The sequence below is a fragment of the Ureibacillus sinduriensis BLB-1 = JCM 15800 genome (assembly GCF_000772955.1).
GTDB classification, from domain to species: domain Bacteria; phylum Bacillota; class Bacilli; order Bacillales_A; family Planococcaceae; genus Ureibacillus; species Ureibacillus sinduriensis.
In genome coordinates, this window is record NZ_JPVO01000030.1 from 16,929 (window position 1) to 38,696 (window position 21,768).

22 protein-coding genes and 2 pseudogenes are annotated in these 21,768 nt (G+C 39.1%); 15 read left to right on the top strand and 9 right to left on the bottom strand.

The features are described from left to right. Positions 1-5 precede the first annotated feature (5 nt). From CD33_RS01000 to CD33_RS01010, 3 genes are read left to right on the top strand one after another with little or no spacing between them, the layout of a single operon-like run. Positions 6-452 (top strand): molybdenum cofactor biosynthesis protein MoaE, encoded by a 447-nt coding sequence (locus CD33_RS01000; protein WP_036197294.1) that lies wholly within the window; start codon positions 6-8, stop codon positions 450-452. Positions 453-474: 22 nt separating this feature from the next. Further along, positions 475-708, top strand: a complete 234-nt coding sequence (locus CD33_RS01005) for a MoaD/ThiS family protein (RefSeq protein ID WP_036197297.1) — start codon at positions 475-477, stop codon at positions 706-708. A gap of 20 nt (positions 709-728) precedes the next feature. After that, positions 729-1,238, top strand: a complete 510-nt coding sequence (locus tag CD33_RS01010; protein WP_036197299.1) for a MogA/MoaB family molybdenum cofactor biosynthesis protein — start codon at positions 729-731, stop codon at positions 1,236-1,238. A gap of 46 nt (positions 1,239-1,284) precedes the next feature. On the opposite strand, the gene moaC is transcribed toward CD33_RS01010, so the two are convergent. Further along, on the bottom strand, positions 1,285-1,770 hold the full coding sequence (moaC, locus tag CD33_RS01015) for a cyclic pyranopterin monophosphate synthase MoaC (protein WP_036197302.1): 486 nt from the start codon (positions 1,768-1,770) through the stop codon (positions 1,285-1,287). Positions 1,771-2,066: 296 nt separating this feature from the next. On the opposite strand from moaC, the gene CD33_RS19330 reads away from it, so the two are divergent. The 3 genes from CD33_RS19330 to CD33_RS01030 all read left to right on the top strand — a co-directional run bounded on the left by CD33_RS19330 (position 2,067) and on the right by CD33_RS01030 (position 5,188). Beyond that, positions 2,067-3,278 carry a GGDEF domain-containing protein gene (locus CD33_RS19330; protein WP_052129872.1) on the top strand — a complete coding sequence of 404 codons (1,212 nt, stop codon included), beginning with the start codon at positions 2,067-2,069 and terminating at the stop codon, positions 3,276-3,278. 415 nt (positions 3,279-3,693) lie between these two features. Next, positions 3,694-4,674 carry a thymidylate synthase gene (locus CD33_RS01025; RefSeq protein ID WP_036197305.1) on the top strand — a complete coding sequence of 327 codons (981 nt, stop codon included), beginning with the start codon at positions 3,694-3,696 and terminating at the stop codon, positions 4,672-4,674. Positions 4,675-4,816: 142 nt separating this feature from the next. Next, a complete protein-coding gene (locus CD33_RS01030; RefSeq protein WP_036197307.1) occupies positions 4,817-5,188 on the top strand; it encodes a VOC family protein in 372 nt (123 codons plus the stop codon). Positions 5,189-5,271: 83 nt separating this feature from the next. Here CD33_RS01030 and abc-f read toward each other — a convergent pair whose 3' ends face one another. Beyond that, the gene (gene abc-f, locus CD33_RS01035; RefSeq protein WP_036197309.1) at positions 5,272-7,095 is read right to left on the bottom strand and encodes a ribosomal protection-like ABC-F family protein; all 1,824 of its coding nucleotides are present in this window, start codon (positions 7,093-7,095) and stop codon (positions 5,272-5,274) included. 118 nt (positions 7,096-7,213) lie between these two features. After that, positions 7,214-7,348: an RAxF-45 family protein gene (locus CD33_RS20795; protein WP_309299172.1), complete on the bottom strand. Its 135-nt coding sequence runs from the start codon at positions 7,346-7,348 to the stop codon at positions 7,214-7,216. Positions 7,349-7,521: 173 nt separating this feature from the next. Between CD33_RS20795 and CD33_RS01040 the strand changes: the two genes are divergently transcribed. Further along, complete coding sequence (locus CD33_RS01040) at positions 7,522-8,037, top strand: GNAT family N-acetyltransferase (RefSeq protein WP_036197310.1); 516 nt, start codon at positions 7,522-7,524, stop codon at positions 8,035-8,037. A 51-nt stretch (positions 8,038-8,088) separates the two neighbouring features. On the opposite strand, the gene CD33_RS01045 is transcribed toward CD33_RS01040, so the two are convergent. The 3 genes from CD33_RS01045 to CD33_RS01055 form a co-directional block, all read right to left on the bottom strand. Beyond that, a complete protein-coding gene (locus CD33_RS01045) occupies positions 8,089-9,042 on the bottom strand; it encodes a TRM11 family SAM-dependent methyltransferase (protein WP_036197311.1) in 954 nt (317 codons plus the stop codon). Positions 9,043-9,061: 19 nt separating this feature from the next. Further along, complete coding sequence (locus CD33_RS01050; RefSeq protein WP_036197312.1) at positions 9,062-9,517, bottom strand: hypothetical protein; 456 nt, start codon at positions 9,515-9,517, stop codon at positions 9,062-9,064. Positions 9,518-9,661: 144 nt separating this feature from the next. After that, the gene (locus CD33_RS01055; RefSeq protein ID WP_036197314.1) at positions 9,662-10,468 is read right to left on the bottom strand and encodes a hypothetical protein; all 807 of its coding nucleotides are present in this window, start codon (positions 10,466-10,468) and stop codon (positions 9,662-9,664) included. A gap of 142 nt (positions 10,469-10,610) precedes the next feature. On the opposite strand from CD33_RS01055, the gene CD33_RS01060 reads away from it, so the two are divergent. Then, complete coding sequence (locus CD33_RS01060; RefSeq protein WP_036197316.1) at positions 10,611-11,090, top strand: dihydrofolate reductase; 480 nt, start codon at positions 10,611-10,613, stop codon at positions 11,088-11,090. A 187-nt stretch (positions 11,091-11,277) separates the two neighbouring features. Here the strand turns inward: CD33_RS01060 and CD33_RS20635 are convergent. Both CD33_RS20635 and CD33_RS20640 read right to left on the bottom strand, forming a co-directional pair. After that, positions 11,278-11,484 (bottom strand): annotated as a pseudogene (locus CD33_RS20635) (transposase); the annotation flags it as partial. Between the two features lie 7 nt (positions 11,485-11,491). Beyond that, positions 11,492-11,741: pseudogene (locus CD33_RS20640) on the bottom strand (transposase); the annotation flags it as partial. Between the two features lie 359 nt (positions 11,742-12,100). On the opposite strand from CD33_RS20640, the gene CD33_RS01070 reads away from it, so the two are divergent. From CD33_RS01070 to rlmD, 6 genes are all read left to right on the top strand, one after another. Further along, a complete protein-coding gene (locus tag CD33_RS01070) occupies positions 12,101-12,640 on the top strand; it encodes an NfeD family membrane protein (RefSeq protein WP_176400148.1) in 540 nt (179 codons plus the stop codon). 12 nt (positions 12,641-12,652) lie between these two features. Next, complete coding sequence (gene floT / locus CD33_RS01075; protein ID WP_036197321.1) at positions 12,653-14,164, top strand: flotillin lipid rafts scaffold protein FloT; 1,512 nt, start codon at positions 12,653-12,655, stop codon at positions 14,162-14,164. Positions 14,165-14,269: 105 nt separating this feature from the next. Beyond that, complete coding sequence (locus CD33_RS01080) at positions 14,270-14,674, top strand: potassium channel family protein (protein ID WP_036197324.1); 405 nt, start codon at positions 14,270-14,272, stop codon at positions 14,672-14,674. A gap of 135 nt (positions 14,675-14,809) precedes the next feature. Next, the gene (locus tag CD33_RS01085) at positions 14,810-16,903 is read left to right on the top strand and encodes a glycosyl hydrolase family 18 protein (protein ID WP_084591214.1); all 2,094 of its coding nucleotides are present in this window, start codon (positions 14,810-14,812) and stop codon (positions 16,901-16,903) included. Between the two features lie 34 nt (positions 16,904-16,937). After that, entirely contained in the window at positions 16,938-17,393 is a 456-nt protein-coding gene (locus CD33_RS01090) for a hypothetical protein (protein ID WP_036197326.1), read from the top strand. Positions 17,394-17,589: 196 nt separating this feature from the next. Continuing rightward, complete coding sequence (gene rlmD / locus CD33_RS01095; protein ID WP_036197329.1) at positions 17,590-18,987, top strand: 23S rRNA (uracil(1939)-C(5))-methyltransferase RlmD; 1,398 nt, start codon at positions 17,590-17,592, stop codon at positions 18,985-18,987. Positions 18,988-19,089: 102 nt separating this feature from the next. Here rlmD and CD33_RS01100 read toward each other — a convergent pair whose 3' ends face one another. Then, a complete protein-coding gene (locus CD33_RS01100) occupies positions 19,090-20,307 on the bottom strand; it encodes an MFS transporter (protein ID WP_036197332.1) in 1,218 nt (405 codons plus the stop codon). A gap of 133 nt (positions 20,308-20,440) precedes the next feature. Here CD33_RS01100 and CD33_RS01105 point away from each other — a divergent pair, with 133 nt between their 5' ends. Beyond that, positions 20,441-21,346, top strand: coding sequence for a LysR family transcriptional regulator (locus CD33_RS01105; protein WP_036197334.1), 906 nt, complete (start codon positions 20,441-20,443; stop codon positions 21,344-21,346). Positions 21,347-21,768: the final 422 nt, after the last annotated feature.

The following is a 21,768-nucleotide window of genomic DNA, read 5'->3' on the forward strand; positions in this document are numbered from 1 at the left end:
AAAGAATGAAGAGTCACAATGAGTTGTTCTCAATAATTGATACCCGGATTGTTGTGGAAGAAATTATTCAGCAAGTAAAGTCTGTCAATGCTGGTGCAGTTACAGTATTCATCGGCACAGTAAGAGAGTTGACGAATGGTAAAAGAACATTATATTTGGAATACCAGGCATATGAATCAATGGCCTTAAAAAAATTGACCGAAATTGGCGAAGAAATTAAACGTAAATGGCCGGCAACCAACGTCGCCATTACACACCGTATCGGAAAGCTGGAGATTTCGGATATTGCCGTTGTAATTGCTGTTTCATCACCTCATCGAAGAGAGGCATACGAAGCAAATGAGTATGCAATCGAGCGAATAAAGGAAATCGTCCCCATTTGGAAAAAAGAATTTTGGGATGATGGGTCAAAATGGATCGGCAATCAATTGCAAACGAACTCCTATGAATAAACAAGTAAAAGAGGTGAATCATTTGATTAAAATATTATTGTTTGCTGGCCTTCAAGAAGAAATTGGTGCTGATTCCTTGATGATGGATTGTACGGAGTGTACAGTTCTTGAAGTGAAAAAATACGTTCTTACGAAATTTCCACTAGTTGATTTACAGCAAGTCATTACGGCTGTAAACGAGGAGTTCTCGCAGGAGGAGGATAAAGTGATCTCTGGTGACGTCGTAGCATTTCTTCCTCCGGTTAGTGGGGGATAATAGTTGGGGGTGCATACAAAGTGAGCATTGAAGAGCATAAAAAGATTAGGTTGAAAAATGTTAAAGTGATGGTTGTCACAATAAGTGATACAAGAACGTTTGAAACTGATAAAAGCGGACGCGTCATCTGTGAGTTGCTATCGAAAAATTTTTTTGAAATAAAAAAATATGAGATTATTAAAGATGATCGAGTGGAGATTCAATCCACACTTCTGGCAGGTATCCAAGATCCAGATGTCGATGTTATTTTAACGAACGGTGGAACGGGCCTCTCCAACCGTGATATTACGTTTGATGTAGTGGATGAATTAGTTGATAAACCCATACCTGGTTTTGGGGAATTATTTCGTATGCTCAGCTATGAGGAGATCGGTTCCGCCAGCATGCTATCAAGGGCTATTGCTGGAGTAGCAAAAGGGACAGTTATCTTTTCTGCCCCAGGTTCCACGGGTGCCGTCAAGCTCGCAATGGAAAAGCTAATTTTGCCGGAAATGGTACATATAGTGAACGAACTTAAAAAAGAAAACTAAGCTTAAAGCCAAATTCTAAGTTGATTAGGGATTTGGCTTGTCAACTTTAGCGTAGAAAATCCCCGCTTTTGCCGCCTGTTTTCTTCATTAACATGGTCGGCCCGATAATCATATTTTTATCTACTGCTTTACACATGTCGTAAATCGTTAGAGCGGTGGCTGAAACAGCCGTTAACGCCTCCATCTCCACCCCGGTGGAGCCTTTTGTTTTTACTTCGGCCTGAATCGTAATTTCATATTGATCTGCTTCATTGTCTACATTGTAGTCAAATGATATATTGACACCTGTTAGAGAAATCGGATGGCACATTGGAATAATGTTGGAAGTTTGTTTTGCTGCCATTATCCCTGCAACCTGTGCAACCGAAAGTACATCTCCTTTTTTATTTGTCCCATTTTTTATTTCTTCGTAAATTTCTTTATTTACTTTAATAGAGGAAAGAGCAATCGCAACTCTGACGGACTCCTCTTTTCGTGAGATATCGACCATTTGCGCCCTGCCTTGTTCGTTGAAATGTGTTAATTTCGCCATTGAAATTCCTCCTATGCTGTAACCAATTATAAGTCAAATTTAAATTTCTTTCACGCCCTTAGAAAGTGGCCTAATCATGGAATCGAAACCATCTGGGAGTATATGCGGAATTTGAAAATCCCCTTTAAAGACTATTGGCATGTATATCATACTAAATACATGGTCTTTTTGCTTGGAACGATACATATAATTACTAGTAAGTAGAGAGAAAGTATAAATGCAATTGTTTAAATAGTATGGAATTTTGGGTAGTCGCATTTTCATTTTGGACATAGTTTAAGAGGAGGGGAGTGGAGGTGAAGATTAAACGGGAAGAGGAATCGAATGTTGAAGTCGGAATATTGGGCTATAATCTGAAAAAATTAAGTCTCATAAATAAGATTTACTTAATAATCTTCTTTATAATGATCGTCTTTACTATATCGGGGCTGTTCTCTTCTACCGAACCCAGCTACCCACTATCTCCGGTGCTGTTTCAATATCTAATTACCTTCATTGTAGGTTCTGCATATTATTATCTACTTGATTTTAAGAAAGTTATTGTAACAGCAAGCAATTATAAGAAGATGAAATTACTTTTCAGTTTTTTTATATTTTACTTTTTTAATCTCGCTGCATTGCTTCCTTTCATAGAAGAAAATCTCTACCATCCAATTTTCATTTATTCTCTAATTCTATTATCAGCTATACCATTATTGGTGATAACAAAAATCGAGCTGCTAATTCTACTTAGTATTTCCTGTATCATGTTGGGATTCCGTTTCCAGGCAGAACATGAATCATTACTTAGTACTCAAATGATTCCATTAGGTATCTTATTACTGATTAGTTTTTTTATTTCTCGGCACACTCATTTTGCTTACATGCGTTCTCTTGGTCTTCTAAAGAATATGGAGGAAGAAGTCCGGATATTAAGGAATAAAACGGCTTTCTTGAAAGAGGCGATTCGTCAACTTGAACTTGAAAACAAACTTGACCCGTTGACAAATTTATATAACCGTAGAGCCTATAACGATTATTTACTAGATCTGCAAGAAGGGATCGGGAAAACAATCCATTCATTTTCGGTGATCATGGTAGATGTGGATTGTTTTAAGCTATATAACGATACATATGGTCATGTAAAAGGAGATGAGGTTTTGGTCAAAATTGGAGGGCTATTGAACTCCATCTCGGAAGAGTTTGGATGCTTTGTAGGACGATTTGGCGGAGAAGAATTTGTTATCATGTTGCCAAATGAGTGTAATAAAGTTGTGGAAAGTATATGTTGCCGGATTAAGGTAGGGGTGTTCAAGTTAAATATCCAGCACCTTTCCTCTACAGTTGACAAGGTAGTGACGGTAAGTATTGGAGCTTGTACGATGGCGACACCGCAACTGGAAGATGTCCATGAATGTATAAGGGAAGCAGATGGAGCGCTCTATCGTGTGAAAGAAAGCGGTCGAAATGGTTATGAATATCGACGGGAATTTGAAGCTGCTAAAAGTGGAACATCTATCGTAAAATAGATGTTTCGGAGTGTGGACAAACCCGAACATACGAGTTTGTCCACACTTTTTTTCTTAAAATAAGTAAGTTGATGTCCGTTTCGTCGGACGCATTCCACGGGCGTGGGCCAATCCTCCACAGGAGTCCGCCGCCTACATCAACTACTTTTTCAAATTGAGAAAATTAAAACTGATGAGCTTGTGCCTAAGGATAATCTTGTAATCTATAAGAATAAAACAAACATATGAAAGGATTTTGCGACAATAAAAACTTCTATCATCATATAGATGGTTTTTTACTGACCTAAATTTTCCCGTAGGCAATATAACAAAAACATGACGAAACTTGTAGCAGAAAGTTAATATTTAATGACAAAGTAAAATTAGTTAAACAAAATATTAATATTCCATTTATAATGTTGAAGAGGTGATTAGTTTGGAGAAACATCCTGAATACGAATATTTAAATTTATTAAACTATACATTGGAAAATGGCATTAGAAAATCAGACCGTACCGGAACCGGTACAATAAGCGTTTTCGGTTATCAAATGCGCTATGATTTGAGTAAAGGTTTTCCATTGTTTACAACGAAACGGGTATCATTTAAATTGATCGCAAGTGAACTGCTATGGTTCATAAAGGGAGATACAAATATACGTTATCTGCTGCAGCATAACAATCATATATGGGACGAATGGGCGTTTAAAAAATGGGCGGAATCCGACGAATATTCTGGACCGGATATGACGGACTTTGGACGCCGTTGTTTGGTTGATGATGAATTCAATGAAGTCTATCAGCAGGAGCTTAAATCATTTTGTCAAAGAATTTTGGAGGATGATGATTTTGCTGCAAAATATGGTGATCTAGGGAACGTATATGGGAAGCAATGGCGTAATTGGACAACATCAGACGGTGAAAGTATCGACCAATTGCAGGATGCAATCGACCAAATAAAACATAATCCTGATTCCCGAAGAATTATCGTGAATGCCTGGAATCCTGAAGATGTAATCAATGCTGGCGGGAAAGGGAGCAAGGCCGCACTGCCGCCATGTCATGTGATGTTTCAATTTTACGTGGCGGATGGAAAACTTAGTTGTATGCTGACTCAACGCAGCGGCGATCAATTTTTGGGAATTCCTTATAATGTGAGCTCTTATTCATTGTTAACGTATTTAATCGCACATGAATGTGGACTGGAGGTTGGAGAATTTGTCCATTCGATAGGGGACGCCCATATTTATTCCAATCATCTCGATCAGGTGAAGGAGCAATTATCACGCGAACCGCGACAGTTTCCAACTTTGAAAATCAATTCTGAGAAAACATCCATCTTTGATATTGAAATGGAAGATATCGTTCTAGAAGGGTACAACCCGCATCCAGCAATTAAAGCTCCAGTAGCTGTTTAATGGTTTAGCGACTGACTGGGTTGCTATCATTTTTCCTTTCTTTATTTGATGCATGTAGAGGAAGAAACATAAATACTTCTTCAACATAAGAGTTACTGGATGAATTCAATATCTTATAAAAATTCTTCGAATGGAGGAAATTATGGAACTTGGTGCATTCTCTGTCAGTTTAAGTGTAAAAGACATTAAGAAGTCAAAATCCTTTTATGAAAGCCTTGGATTTAAAGTCTTTGGAGGGGACATCACCCAAAATTGGCTTATTATGAAAAATGAAAGTTGCGTTATTGGTCTATTCCAAGGAATGTTTGAGAAGAACATTTTGACTTTTAACCCAGGGTGGTCTCAAGATGCCGAGAATCTTGAATCCTTCAAGGACATAAGGGAAATCCAGAAACAATTAAAAGCACAAGGCATTAAAGTGCTTTCAGAAACCGGCAAAACAAGCGGGGGACCTGCAAGTTTTACAATAGAAGATCCGGATGGCAACCCAATTCTTTTTGATCAACACAGATAAGCTATTGCTAGCCATTACAAAAATTATCGATAAATAAAACACTGCTGATCCTTTTTATGGACCCAGCAGTGTTTTTTGATTATTTATTCATTAAGCCAAACTGCTAAAAGCTCATCCAGCTTGTTTTCAAGTCTTTCCAGCTCGGACTCGCCGACGGACAGATGGGTTGCGCCCAAACTCTCCTTTGCTTTCTTGATTTTTGCCTCCAACTGCTCAATTTGTTTCTCGATAGAGGTATTACTAGTCTTCTGGCTCTTGGGTAGTGCGTTTATAGCAAATGGTTCAGAAGCAGCCTGGATTGGCCGTTCGTTATGTTTTTGTCGAGCCCAGTGAAAGTTGCCGTTATAAATAAATAGCTGCTGATTTTCAATCCACGCTATCCGTTGGAAGAGTTGATTCAAGAAATAGCGGTCATGTGAAACTGCCAGTACGGTGCCGTTGAAGTGTTGCACTGTCTCTTCAAGAACTTCCCTCGATTCAATATCCAAGTGGTTGGTCGGTTCATCAAGTATGAGGAGATTGATTTCTTCATGCATTAGCTGTGCCAAACGAAGTCTCATTTTTTCCCCACCACTTAAATCCTTCACTTTTTTAAATACATCATAGCCATAAAATAAAAATTTCGCTAAAATATGGCGGGCTTCACCTTCTGCAATGTGTACTTCTTTCCGAAAAACATCAATCAACCGTGCATTCATATCCTCGTACACAAAGTTTTGTGATAAATAGCCAATTTTAACATTGCTTCCAACGGTAATCTTGCCAAAATCCGGCAACACTTCTTCTGTAATCATTTTTAAGAGTGTGGATTTCCCGGTACCATTTAACCCGACAATTGCTAGTCGATCTTGCCAGCGCAGTTGTAGTGAAATATCTTCAAACAAAACTTTGTCATATTTTTTTGTCACGTTTTCATAAATTACCACATCTTTACCGCTTCGTTCATTTACTTCGAGTTTTAACTGCATCTTTTTTGTGATAACCGGCTTTTTAACCAACTCGATTCTAGCAAGTGCTTTCTCCATACTTTTTGCTCGGCGATGTAGCGCTGCATTTGGAGGATTCGCTTCATTAGCCCAAATTTTTAACCTTTTTATCGTTTCTTTCATTTTGGCAATTTTCTTTTGTTGTTCCTCATACTGGGAGAATTCATTTAAAATCCTCGCTTCACGCATTTCGACGAAATCATCATAGTTTCCTTTGTATGGATAGGGCTCACCATCCTCGATCTCGATTACCTTCGTTACGACTTCATTCATAAATTGGCGGTCGTGGGAAACGACAATTAAAGTTCCTTCATAATTTTTTAGGTAACCCTCGAGCCATTCGATTGAATTCATATCCAGATGGTTCGTCGGTTCGTCCAATAATAAAATCTGGGGATTTAATAAAAGAATTTGCCCCAGCATGACTTTTGTTTTTTCTCCACCACTTAAAAGTTGGAACGGTGTGTGAAGAAGGGGGGTAATCCCTAATCCATTTGCAATCATCTGGATCTTGGCTTCAATTTCATAGCCTCCGAGCATCATAAACTGTTCCTGTATTTCACCATATTGCTTCAAAAGTTTGTCAAGCTGCTCGGAAACTGCCATTTGTTGTTCTAATTGCTGCATTTTCTCTTGCATTTCAAGGATGGTTTTAAAAGCCTCTTTAAGAACATCTTCGGCGAGTACATCCTCATAAGGTGGGATTTGGTGCAGGTACCCAATGGACGTTCCTCTCCTTTTAATAATCCGGCCAACATCAGGCGATTCGATACTCGCCAAGACTTTCAGAAGCGTAGTTTTTCCGCACCCATTGCGTCCCACGATTGCGACACGTTCGCCATCATTTATTTCCAATGTTAAACCTTCGAAGATTACGGTACCACCGTATATTTTTGTAATGTTTTCTGCTTTTATCGACACTGTGTGTTCCTCCATTTTTTACACAGCGACCAATCATTGAGAGTCAATTTTTATGCACAAAAAAGACTGCTCGATTAACAAGCAGTCTTTTCGCATAAGTCATGAAAAGAATGGTCAATCAGCTGTGTTCTCGATTTTTTTGTCTAAAAAAGGGCATACGAATCCCGTTAGGCGCAAAATCGAAAGTAATGACACGCGAAAAATAAAGGAAACGGTCATTATTTACACATGTCATCACAGCTAATGTATTCATTCTTTTCACCTCCGATCATAATAGTATTTTCAGTATATTCAATGGATTGTAAAATGTCAATCTTATTCTAAAAGGCAAATAACATGTTTTTATTTATTCAGTGAAGGAAATTATGTGTATAAGGTAGAATCTAACGTAGATAATACTAGATGTTCAGACTGGGGAGAAAATTCATGAATTTAGAAAGTAAAAGATTACAAATACGCAATTTTATCCAGGAAGATGTACTTGCTGTTCATGCATATACCTCAAATCCACTTGTCATGGAGTATATACCGGAAGGCGTCATGACGTTGGAGGAGACGACGGACTTCGTGTTTGAAAACTTGGGGGACAATGCCCAAAAGTATGCGGTTGTGCAAAAAGAAGATAATCAGCTTATCGGACACATTGTATTTTTCAAATATTTTGGCGAGCATACATATGAAATCGGGTGGGTGTTTAACCCGGATTATTATAATCGGGGTTTCGCCACTGAGGCGGCGCAAACGATATTAGATTATGGTTTTTCTGAGCTGAAACTCCATCGAATTATAGCTACTTGCCAGCCTGAAAATATCCCATCCTACCGAATTATGGAGAAGATTGGAATGAGGCGGGAAGGATATTTTAAAAAATGCATACCTCATGGCGACGGATGGTGGGATGAGTATTACTATGCTATTTTAAGAGAAGAGTGGGCATTGTGAAAATTAAAAGACTCCCAAAATGGTTGCTGCCAACCATCCGGGAGTTTAAATTTATTCACATAAAAGAATTTGCCTTACAAATAGATGTTTTTTTGTAATACAGCGATCTGCAATCTTGAATCCTATTTCTTCTAATAAATCATCGATTGTTTCAATCGTCACGATGACACATTTATCGGCGATCCGGCGAGCTTGCTTGATGATGTCGAATTGTTCTTCCCGTGTAATATGTGTAAAAAGGTTGTATGGCAAATCGATGATACATACGTCATAGTGCTCATCTACTTCTGAAATGGGCCCTTGTGTAACGGTTCCTTCTAAATCGAAATATGCGATATTTTCCCGTGCTCCAACACATACTAAAGGATTAATGTCTCTCGCTTCAATGTCGATCCCCATGGAGAGGGCTTCGACCACTACTGTCCCAATCCCGCAACAAGGATCAATTGCACGGATACCATCTACGTTTGGAACCGCAATATTGGCAATTGCGCGTGCGACTCTAGTATTCAGTGCTGTCGAGTAGCTATTAGGTTTATGTACATGTTCACGCCAGATCGAAATACTTTTTGTATATACCCCGAAATACCAACGATTATTTAATGCCACCAATCCAAACACAACATCGGGATTGTCCAAATCCGGCTCCCCGTCGATGATCAACCCCAGTTCCCTTTCAACATGACGTCGATCTGCATGGGGTATTTTCTTCGTTTCTCCTAAATCCATTCTGTTAAAACAATAGACTTTAAAGGTAGAAGCATTGATTTTCATGGCTTTGACCATTTCTTTGAGTTCGGGAAATGTCTCTGCCTTATATAAGACTTCCAGTCGGTCCTCTATGAAGGGACTCCGACTGGGATCGACATTAATAGGACTCATTAAATAGTTTAATTGGGTATCGAAGCCAAAAAATGAACGCATCTCCATTCGGCATAGGTCATGTTCATTTTTGTGATGTATATAAGTATAGATATAAGTTGCGTCCGTTTCTTTACTATTCAATCGATTATTCATCCTTTTTCTATTGTTGTTCCAGGGTGCGTATTAACTGTGCGAGGAAAGTGTAGATGATTTCTACCGCTTCTTTCATGTTCATTTCTTCTTGGAAACCAACCATATTATTAATCGGAATGTTAATATCCCATAATCCATCTTCACCAGAAAACATCATACTGGAGTACACATTTTCTCCATGCAGGTTTGCTTCAAAATAAGATTTTATCGCTGATGCATGTTTTTTTTGAACTTTCAAGCCCAATAGAACCATGTACATTTTAAAAACATCGTCCACCTCGATAGAAAGACTATCCGTTTTGATAGGCTCAAATTCCTGTGATTCGATATAGACAAATTCGTTCATATGATGTTTCAAATGCGATAAGGATGTGGATAGGAATGAAGCTTGTTCCTGCGCAATCACCTCTTCAGAATCTTTGTCGCAACGCTCGATATAAACGTCTGATAAATTTAGTGTCATTTTCACTAACCTCCATAAATTGCTCTTATTATTATATCCCTATGTACAATAAAAAATAGACAGCCAATAAAATCAATGACTGTCTTACCTATAATTCATTTTAACATAAAATAGTGATATTGATAATTAGATTGTATTCTCCGATCAGTTCAACTTGAATAAACTATTCGTCCAGATTTCCGTGGAGCTAGGGTGATTACTTTCAAAAAGCGAAAACTGATCAGCAAATTGCAGCAGTTCATGATTAATAAATGGTTTTAAAGACTTTGGGCAAGCATTTATTACTATGGAGTCTCTTTTTAGGGAATCCAATTGTTTTGTAAAATCATTTTTGGTATGGGGAATTTCGCTCCACATTTTTAGCCACATTTTATCCCGCAATTCCCGATAATAATTGTTCATGGGTTTTTCATGAATGAAATGCAGCGATGTTTGGAAACTCACTGCGTTAATCAAAATGACCCGGTATCTATGGTGGTGTTCGATTACCTGATAGTGATTTAGAGCAAAAATTAGCTTTTCGATACTTTTTTCAATTTTTTTTCCTGTTTGTCCTTGGGCTGCACTGATTGGAACCAGTTTATCCTGACTTTGCTCATACTCATCTATATGGGGTGATTCTAAAATTATCGCAATTGACTTATTTTTATAGTTGGAGTCGACGATATCATCTTCGAAACTGGAGCTTGATACCAAACCGTTTTTTTCGGTTGGTGATTCAATCGTCAATTGATCCCCTGATAATTCGACAAAAAAACGAGTTACATTTTGTACTTGTTTGTTCTTTTTAAAAAAGGATTTTTTTAGAGTAATCGTGTTTGTCGTTTCATCCAGGAGAATATATTTGCTGTTGCTAGCTATTAAATCCTCGTAAACAACATCGCTAATTTCGGTTTGTATTGGGTATCCTTCTAAAGTAATCGCTTGCTTTTTTCCAACAAGAGTTAGCATAATTCCACTTCCTTTACTAGTTTTAGGCTGTATATGCTGTTACAAATAAAAGTCTATTTCTAATTTATATTAAGTTTTTTGTAAGAATATGAATAAAAAGTATAAAATAGAAAAAGAAATGATGATTTTTAGGAGAGATTGAATGATATCACTAATAGTTGCCCACGACAAAAATCGGGTAATAGGGCACGACAACAAAATGCCATGGCACCTGCCGGGTGAATTGCAGTATTTCAAGGAGCAAACGATGGGGAAACCGATGATCATGGGAAGGAAAACCTTTGATTCAATCGGCAGACCATTACCTGGCAGAAGAAATATTGTCATTACAAGAAATGGAGACTATCAAGCACATGGAATAGAAGTTGCGACAAGTTTGGAAGAGGCGTTGAAACTTGCCGGTACCGAAAAGGAAGTGATGATAATTGGCGGCGAGCAAATTTTCAGAATGGCGCTGCCAATTGCTGATCGACTTTATATTACACAAATTGAACATGCGTTTAATGGGGATACTTTTTTCCCGATTTACGGCAACGAATGGAAGTTGATTTCCGAAAGTGAACCTGTTGAAACTCCCGATGGCTATAGTTACACTTATTGCATCTATGATAGAAATAAATAAATAAATAATACGAAAATCCTTTACTAATTTTGGTAAAGGATTCAGAGAGTCGACAGAAGGCCTTCAGAATGGTCACTTCAATTCTGAAGGCCTTTTGTATTTTTGGGATTTTTCCGTTTATTTTATAGTCTGATTTTAAGCCAAAGTACTCTTCGAGTATTCTAATTTTGACCATTTCTGGAGCTAGCCATGTCCAATTGGCAAACTTCTTTAAATTCATGACGGCAAAAGCAAGCATCGCCTGCATGGACAATTTTTTTATCCCTCGTAGGGTTGTCCAGCGCATACCATGCTTTTCTTTCGCATCCGCAAAGACACGTTCAATCGTTTCTTTAAGTCCCGAATATATTTGTTTGTTCTCGTTATGATGACGAAGATGATCCGCCTCCTCTACTTATTCGTTTTATTTTTTTTATTGTTTGACGCATTGAACGAATCCCAAATACATATTGCACAAATGTCATTTTAATCAATACTTCTGGGTCAACACTAGGACGACCTAGTGTTGAATACAGTGGTTCTACTAGTGGATAGATGAAAGAAAAATCAATGGCTGATTAGCTTCCCGACAAGATGATCCTGTGGGACAAGTTGTTCAATTGTAATTATTTCAATTTGATCACGTTCATTAATTTGATTTTTTGACATCATATCCATTCACCTCAACTATATCTAAGAAGAAGTTGATTGTAGTGTAGGCTTACGACTCCTGCGGGAAAAGTGTGAAGGCCGATACCCGCAGGAGCAAAGCGACGAGGAGGATTGGACCACGCCCGCGGAAAGCGTCCGCCGAAACGGAAATCAAGTAACTCTATTTCAAAAGCTATCAATTTTATGTTATAAGAAAAAAGACTGTAGACAAACTCGAAAATTCGCGTTTGTCTATAGTCTGAAATCCTTTACCAATATTGGTAAAGGATTTTTTGAATTATTTTCAATATTTTGAAACTAAACGTCGAACCGATCGTATATAAGTCATAAGGTTTAATTTAGTCACAAGGTGGTGATATTTGTTGTTGTTTGGCGCCGAGATTCATACAGTTTATTTATTTACATTGATTATTGTCGGGTGCATTACAATCGTTTACCTCTTTTTCTCCGAATTGTTCGATGGGGTATTTGAGGGAATTCCGTTTGTTGATCCAGCGGTGATTTTATCCTTTATTACCATTACTTCAGCAGGGGGCTTCTTATTAGAAAAATTCACTAACCTTTCGAGTACTTTTAATTTTATCATTGCATGTATTATATCGGTCATTATTACCAGCCTAATCTATTTTTTTATACTCGTACCGTTGAAAAGTGCCGAAGTTTCAATGGCCTATACAGAAGAGTCCCTTGGCGGCCAAGTTGGGAAAGTCATCGTACCCATCCCGGTGGACGGATATGGGGAAATTGTCATCGAAACAGTCAATGGAATTATTTCAAAGCGGGCTACCGGCTTTGAAAATGAACCAATCGAATATGATGAACAAGTGCTCATCATAGAAGCTAAAGAGGGGACCGTTTATGTGAAAAAATACGAGTCTGCCTTGCAGTTTAGATTATAGGGGGAATGAAAAATGTCGAGTACATTAATTGTTGTTGGAGTTGCGGTATTCATACTTTTAGCCATCATTACAGTATATGTCACAAAATACAAGACAGTTGGACCAGATGAAGCTTTGATTGTTACGGGAAGTTTCCTGGGATCGAAAAATGTTCATACAGATGATTCAGGTAATCGCATTAAAATTATCCGTGGCGGGGGAACATTTGTCTTTCCGGTATTTCAACAATCGGAACCATTAAGTCTATTATCCAGTAAATTGGAAGTAACAACACCTGAAGTGTATACAGAACAAGGTGTTCCGGTAATGGCCGATGGAACAGCAATCATTAAGATCGGCGGATCGATATCCGAGATTGCGACAGCTGCCGAGCAGTTTTTAGGAAAAAGCAAAGCGGACAGGGAAAATGAAGCGAAGGAAGTTTTAGAAGGGCATTTACGTTCCATCCTTGGTTCAATGACAGTAGAGGAAATCTACAAGAACCGCGATAAGTTCTCGCAGGAAGTGCAGCGGGTCGCTACACAGGATTTAGCAAAGATGGGACTAGTGATCGTCTCCTTTACAATAAAAGATGTTCGCGACAAAAATGGATACCTTGATTCCTTGGGGAAACCAAGGATTGCACAAGTGAAGCGGGATGCCGATATCGCAACCGCAGAAGCGGAAAAGGAAACACGCATTAAACGTGCGGAAGCAGAGAAGGAAGCCCAAAAGGCTGAATTGATCAGGGCGACCGAAATTGCGGAGGCAGAAAAAGATAATCAACTAAAAATCGCGGAATATAAATTGGAGCAGGACAAAGCGAAAGCACGTGCTGACCAAGCGTATGAATTGGAATCGGCGCGAGCTAAACAACAAGTAACCGAGCAAGAAATGCAAGTTCGCATCATAGAGCGTCAAAAACAAATCGAGCTGGAAGAAAAAGAGATTTTGCGACGTGAGAAACAATATGATTCAGAAGTGAAGAAAAAAGCTGATGCGGATCGATATGCGGTGGAACAGAATGCCGCCGCTCAAAAAATGAAAGATTTAGCCCAAGCCGATGCAGAGAAATACCGTATTGAGTCTTTAGCAAAAGCAGAAGCAGAAAAAATCAGACTTGATGGGTTGGCAAAAGCTGATTCCGAACGTGCGCAAGGGGAAACGGAAGCGGAAATCATCCGCTTGAAAGGTTTGGCTGAAGCCGAAGCGAAACGAAAAATTGCGGAAGCCTTCGAGCAGTTTGGTCAGGCGGCCGTCCTCGATATGATTGTACGCATGATGCCGGAATACGCCAAAGAAATCGCAAGTCCATTGTCGAATATTGATAAAATAACAGTGGTGGACACAGGCAATGGAGAAGGTGGAGGTGCAAATCGTATCACATCGTATGCAACGAACCTAATGTCCAGTTTACAGGAGACTTTAAAAGCCTCTTCAGGAATTGATGTAAAAGAATTAATCGAGACTTTCGCCGGCAAACCACCCAATCAGGCAACAATCGAAGAAATAAATGAAAAAGAAGAAGAAAAGCAATTCGTTTAAAGATTATAGATGAGAAAAAGTAGATCTTTTACTAATATATTTTTTGAAAAATTATAGTCGAATGATATAATACTGACTTATTGATGCAGTTTGAGGAGAAATTACATGTTATCAGTCATCTTAAGTTTCAAACGATTATTAAAAGGTCTCTACCACGCAGTAAAAGAGCCGCAATTTATAAGTATCATTACTACCGTTGCGTTGATCGTGTTGTCGGGTACATTGTTCTATTCAAAATTCGAAGGTTGGACAAAAATTGATGCTTTCTATTTTGCGGTAGTCAGTCTTATTCCAACAGGTGTAGATACAAATCTGGCACCTTCAACTACAGGCACGAAGTTATTTACGGTTCTCTACTTGATTATAGGCACCGGATTGATGTTCGCGCTGCTTGTAAATTTAGGAAGAGCAATCATTAAAGAAGATAAGCAGAAAAGATATAAACTAAGCAATCGCATGGATGAGAAAAAAAAAGAAGTACCCAAGATCGTCAAGGCAAAAAAATTATGAAGTAGATCGAACGAAAGAAGTCTCAGATTGAGGCTTCTTTTTTATTTTGAAAAGATGATGGGATTGCTTGTTTCCTGACAAAGATATACATGATTTACTCAAAAGTTCAGCATACTGAAGTTAGGTGGTGAATCTATGTCGTATAGTTTTGAGTCATTTGAATTAAAAACAGAAAACGGCGAAGTACAAATTGTTTTACATATCAAGGAACCTAAAAATTCCTCTCAAACAGAGTTTGGATCAGATTTTAATTTCGATAAAGCAGATACATTAAAAGATAGCGCCATAAAGTATGTGAAAAAGCACTTCCCGAAACTAAGGGCAGCTTCGATTGTTGTAGTAGCAGGCACGATGCTTTTAACAAGTTTCCCTATGCAAAAAGCAGAGGCTCATGAAGCGGACTTTAATATGAGCTACCTCTATTTTGGGAACACATCTTCTTATATTACACAAGTAGACAAGACGCAAGGGAATTTGAATCTCGTATCCCCAAGTTATCTGGATCTCAATGCGGATGGTTCACTGAAGGTGACAGCTCAGTTTGATTCAAGATTTGTTGCGGAGATGCACAAACGGGATATAAAAGTAGTCCCGTTTTTGAGCAATCATTGGGATAGAACGCTTGGTCGCGCTGCTTTGGCGAATCGCGATAAATTATCTACACAGATCGCCGACTTTATTATTAAAAACAATTTGGATGGGTTGCAGGTGGATATTGAAAATACAACCGATATTGACCGCGCAGCATATACGGATTTAGTAAAACTTCTTCGCGAAAAATTGCCAGCTGAGAAAGAGGTTTCCGTTGCGGTTGCAGCAAATCCCAACGGTTGGACAAAAGGCTGGCATGGTAGCTACGACTACAAAGAATTGGCAAAGTACTCAAGCTACATCATGATCATGGCGTATGACGAATCCTATGAAGGTAGTGTTGAGGGGCCGGTTGCTAGTATAGGATTTGTCGATCGTTCCATAAAATATGCCCTGAATCAAGGTGTGCCGAAAGAAAAGATTGTATTGGGAGTGCCGTTTTATGGCCGTTACTGGAAAGTAGGTGCTGCCAGTGGGGGGACAGGAATTTCGAATTCAAGGGTGGATGAACTATTGGCTAAATATGGCGGTACAGTGGAATTCGATGAGGCATCCAAATCCCCTAAGGCAACCATTACGATTAAAAGCGGAGATCCGACAACGACGATAGCTGGAAAAACGTTATCACCAGGAACTTATCATATTTGGTACGAAAACAACGACTCGATAAGGGAGAAGTTAAGGCTCGTTCATAAATACGAAATAAAAGGCACAGGCAGTTGGAGTTTGGGGCAGGAAAATGCCTCCATGTGGCAATTTTACCGAACGTGGATGTCCCATGACGGGGTGGAGGTTGCACCTGTTGATCCAAGCGGGCTTAAGGACCAAACTGGTGTAGTCGGCCCCATTCCATCGATCCCTTATACAGTGCAATCAGGAGATACTTTATGGAAAATAGCCAATGCGCATAAGATGACGGTAAATGAAATAAAAGTTTTGAATGGTTTCACATCAGATAACATTTATGTCGGGCAAATCATTAAAGTGAATAATCCCGTACCAAATTTGATCACAGAAAAAGCCCCACAACAAGAGGCGTCTTCAAAAATTCCTTTTAAAGATATCAATACGTATTCTGATGAAGAACAGCAAAACATCCTGAACTTAGTTGAGCAAAATATTATCAAAGGAACATCTTCTACTACCTTTGCTCCTTCAGAGGCCATTACCCGTGGACAGGTCGTCGTGATGCTGGGACGTTTGCTGGTGACGAATGGATATGCAAAGATTCCGGCGGATTGGGAGACCAACGCATACTTTAATGACATTCCTTTGGAAACAAGGGACCGTGAATTATTGAAATATGCAGCTGTAGTCAAATCTAGTGGTGTTTTCAAGGGGAGAACCGATGGGACACTTGACTCATCCGGCACGTTTACCCGTGAGAGCATGGCGCTCGTATTAAATCGTGCTACAGAAGCAATCAGTGGTCAGACACTGGTTGAAAAAGCGGAAGGCAAAGAAGGGTTTGTGGAGGATTTACCTCAAGCGACAAAGGAAGCACAAGGGGCGATTCGGGCTTTAAATGCTTTGGGCATATCCAATGTTGAAAAATTTGACCCAAAAGGGGAAGTGCAACGTGTACACTTTGCCTCTTTCTTATCAAGAGGAATGAAATTTATGGTACCCGATCAGTAAAAGATAAACGAAACAATTCTATGGAGGTTAATGAATGAAAAAATTATTGAGTTTTTTGACATTGACGTTCTTTTTTTCAATGGCTGCCAACACCTTAGCAGCAGAGGATCGCCCGACTATTCCATACTTCGGGGTTGGCGCGGTTGTTCAAGAAATGGTTGAAGGGGAATATCTCGTTAAAACAGAAGGGGCAAAAGCGGAAGAGGGATTTATATACACCCCACCGAACCCCTTCACAAAAGATAATATTAAATTCCTTATTACGTTAAAAGGGAAAGGGACTGTTATTTTAAAACTGGAAGAGACGAATGCAAGAGGGCAATATATAAAAGAAAAAAAGGTTGAGGTACGTTTAACGGAAGATTGGGTTACCCATGAAGTGGCATTTACATTGGAAAGTCCATCTTCGCAAATTGATGCATCAGTTTTAACTCAGGATAAAGAAAAAGCCGAATTTTCATTTAAAAATGTGCAGATAATTGAAGAGTAAGAACATAAACGGGTTGGAGAAAAGCTATATTTCCCCAGCCCGTTTTTTATTTTGCAGTTGGAAAAATATATGCTTTCTCTTTTGGTGCCATCTCCTATATACTAGTATAATGTGTGTAAATTACGTGCTATTTTTATTCATATTATAAAAACTACAATTCCTAAACGTGGGAATGTTTCATAAGGAGGAAAATGATTTGACGATTACTACGGGTGAATCATTGGTTGTTGATATTAGCAAGTTGGATGAAAAAGGTTCTGGAAGAGCGATCATCTGGCGTGAGAATGAATTGGGAAATCCTAAAAAGCTGCGCCTCACGATACCTCAAGCTCTACCGGGAGAAAAAGTCCGAGTGACAGTTGATAAACCGGAACGAAGAAGAAGAAAGGCTTTATTGGATGAAATACTGGAGACTAACCCAGAGCGAATTGCACCGCCGTGCCCACACTTCGACCTTTGTGGTGGATGTGTATGGCAGCACTGGGATTACCAGGGCCAATTAAAACATAAAACAAACCACGTAAAAGAGGCGATTGCAGCTCAAGGTTTTAATCCAAACCTAGTAAAAGATACTATTGGCATGGATAATCAATGGCACTACCGCAATAAAATGGAGTTTACATTTGCCCCGGATGGTTCCCTAGGCTTACACGAACAAGGGAATTTCAGAAAAATCATTTCTCTGGAATCTTGCTTGATCGCAGGCAAGGAAATGGTGCAAGCCGCAATGGAAGTGGCCGACTGGGTGAAAGCGCACCAATTGCCGGGCTATAACAAGGATGCACATGAAGGCTTACTGCGCCATTTAATGGTCAGACAATCGTTCGCTACGGGTGAAATCATGTTGGCCCTTTTTGCAACACAAGCACCGGAACAACATTTAGAAGAGGCGGCTAATGATTTAGTCCATCGTATAAGTGTGAAGTTCCCGCAAGTGAAAAGTTTGATGTGGCTTGAAAATACAGATTGGGCTGACCGTACTCAATCAGAAAAGAGCCATACTTTAGCTGGACGGGATTTTATCTATGATGAAATGGACGGGTACCGATTCCGCCTTTGGTTTGATACATTTTTCCAAACCAACCCGGTGCAAGCACAAAAGTTGGTTGATTTGGCTGTGGAAATGGGCCAGCCGAAGAAAACCGACAAAATGATCGACCTGTTCTGTGGTGTCGGTACATTTTCTCTACCGTTTGCAAGCAGAGTGGGGGAACTCGCAGGGATTGAAATTGTTGAAGCCTCGATTGAGTCGGCTAAGCGAAATGCAGCGGATAATGGCATTGATAATACTTATTTCCTGGCTAAAGATGCTAGAAAAGGAATCGACGAAGTCCTTGAAACTTTTGGTACGCCGAATTTACTATTGCTGGATCCACCGCGCTCTGGTGCCGGCGGGAAAGTAATGAGAAAAATTGGCCGTTCAAAGCCGGACCGCATCGTCTATGTATCGTGTAACCCTGATACATTCGCAATCGACATTAAAGAACTTGAACAATTCGGCTATGTCTTAAAAATTGTGCAGCCAGTGGATTTATTCCCTCATACGGTCCATGTTGAATGTGTTGCAGAGTTGACTTTGGAAGAGACTGAATAAAATCGGGACCTCAATAACAGAAAAAAGCCTGATACTTACTGTGAAGTACATAAGTATCAGGCTTTTTCTCATTTGAATTCTGAAAATAATGTTATGCTTTCATCAAATGGCTTGTCGATCTTGCTTTTGAATGGGCTGCTTCGCTTGTGGGCGATGGTGGAACAAATAATATAAAATCACCGATAGCAAACTAATAATACCGGCAATTGCGTACATTGTGCCGTAATTTACAAATGAAGCGATGAGTCCCATAAAATAGGAGCCTACACCGTAGCCCAGGTCAAAGAATAAAAGGAAAGTGGCTGTTGCAATTCCTCTTCGATGGACAGGGGAAAGCTTGACGGTAAGGGCCTGGAAACATGAAAACAGCGCTCCATAGCCAATTCCCATCAGTAAAGCGGAAAGCAATACCATCTTCCCGGAATGGGCTTGACTTAAAATAAGCAAACCGACTCCAAATAATAAAATGGATGGATAATACAAATAATGTTCTTTATATTTATCAAAAGCCTTCCCGACAATTGGTCGAAAAACTACTATCATCAAAGCAAATACGACAAAAAATAAACTTGCAACTTGCGTTTGATTGATTTCTGCTGTAAATGAGGCCAAAAACCCGGATAACGAGCTATAAGAAAATGCAAGTAAAAACGCCAGTAAGGCTATTGGCAATGCTTTTATTTCGATAAAAGCACTTAGTTTCATTTTCTGCTTCTTAGCAATGTGCTTGTCTTGGACTAGGTCTGCATCATTTTTAGGTTGTGTTCCATGTAAAGCAATGGCAAATAGGAGGGAAAGCACCGAAATAATACATGCAGCAACCAGTAATAAGGTGATGTTTTTATCTTTCCATAAAAAAAGCCCCAAAGCTGGTCCGACAACCATTGCAAGGCTCATGAACATACTAAAATATCCTACGCCCTCACCTTGCCGGGAAACAGGAATAAGTGTAGCTGCGATCGTGTTTGTAGCTGTAGAAGCGAGCGCGTAACCCATTCCGTGAAGGAAGCGGATTACCAGGAAAACAACAATCCCCATTGCCCCAAAATAACTGAAGGAAGCGATTAGAAAAATGCCCAAACCTACCAAAGCCATTTTCTTATTGCCAAAACGATCAACCCATTGACCGGAGAAAGGTCTGATCAATACAATCCCCAGGGAATAGATGGTAATGGCCAATCCCATCTGCTGGGCATTCCCGTTTAATATATCCTTTACATACAGCGGAAATGCCGTTGCAAGGATATAGAAGTTTAGCGATACAAAAAAATTACTTAAACACACAAAAATAAAATTTCTTGTCCATATCTTCTCTCTCATTTAATACTTCTCTTCTTTCTTTTTATAATCACGTCCGATTTAGAACTTTAATGATTATATAGTTAATCATCATTAATGTATAATTACAATAATTAATATTAATATAAGTTGAACTAATGTAAAGGGGAAAACTATGAATTTTGAACAGTTGGAATATATAAAAGAGGTTGTAGAAACGAAATCGATGTCGATTGCTGCCAAAAATCTGCATGTTACTCAATCAGCGATCAGCCAATCGATCTCTTTATTGGAAAAGGAATTTGGCATTCAATTATTTAAAAGATCACGAAACGGCACGATTCCTACAGATGAGGGGAAAAGCATCATTGCCAAAGTCCTCGAAGTTTTAAAAAAGACGGAGGAATTAAAGGAGGAGATACAAGCGTTGACAACTTCCTATAATGGGGAGCTGAAAATAGCGACTGTGCCCAGTATATTCATGACCTACCTACCCAAGACACTTTCAAAGTTCAAAAAAGATTTTCCGCAGATTAAAGTAACCATCATCGAAATGGATAATCCCGAAGTAATGGAAGAAGTAACACATAACAAAGTGGATTTGGGGTTAGTTGCACTATTTAACACTGTCGAACAACGTTTTCCTGAGCATATCACATTTCATTCATTACACTCTCAAGGGACGTTCAATGTCATTGTTCCTAAAGATTCAGTATTAGCTTTTAGCAAAGAATTGGAGCTGGCGGATATAAGAGATTATCCTTTTGTGATATACGGGAAAAATTTTTACAATAATTTAATTGAAGATTTCGAGAAACAATACGGATCACTAAATATCATCTTTAAGTCTACAAACTCCGAGGTAATCAAGAAATCGGTGTCCGAAGGGGTGGGCATTAGCTTGTTTTCGAGTCTGATGTTGGTGGACGATCCCTATATAGAAAGCGGGCGGATTGTATCCATACCTTTAAGTGGATCTCCACTGAATTTTAACCTTTCGTTCGGAGGAATTTACTCAAAAAGCCGAAGCCAAGCCAGATTAATAAAAAAGTTCCTAGAATATTTCGAACTTGAAAAATAAGTAAATGTTTTTGGTGGAGGAGTCTTGGTTAAACCATTAAGTCGAATATTGTCTTTTTAGGGCGAGAGCAATCCATCGGCAGAATGGTGGAAGGGCGCAGGTTTAAGTAATGATGGGGATGAAGCAGCTTTGGCAGCAAGAAAGGGTTGGAAAAGTCCAACATAAGGGCGGTGAGGCATTTTCGGCAACAAAAGTGTGTTGTAAGAATCCATCATAGGCCGATGAAGCACAATCCGTAGCAAGATTTGATTGGAAAAGTCCGTCATAAGGAAGATGAAACACATTCGGCAACAAAAAAAGTTTAGATGTAGGAATAGCGGTCAAATCGGACAAATCAACAGCACACGACGTTCAAAATGTCACAATAACGGTTGGATTAGGACAAATCAAAGACTCGCTGAACTGTGAATGTCACAATAAGG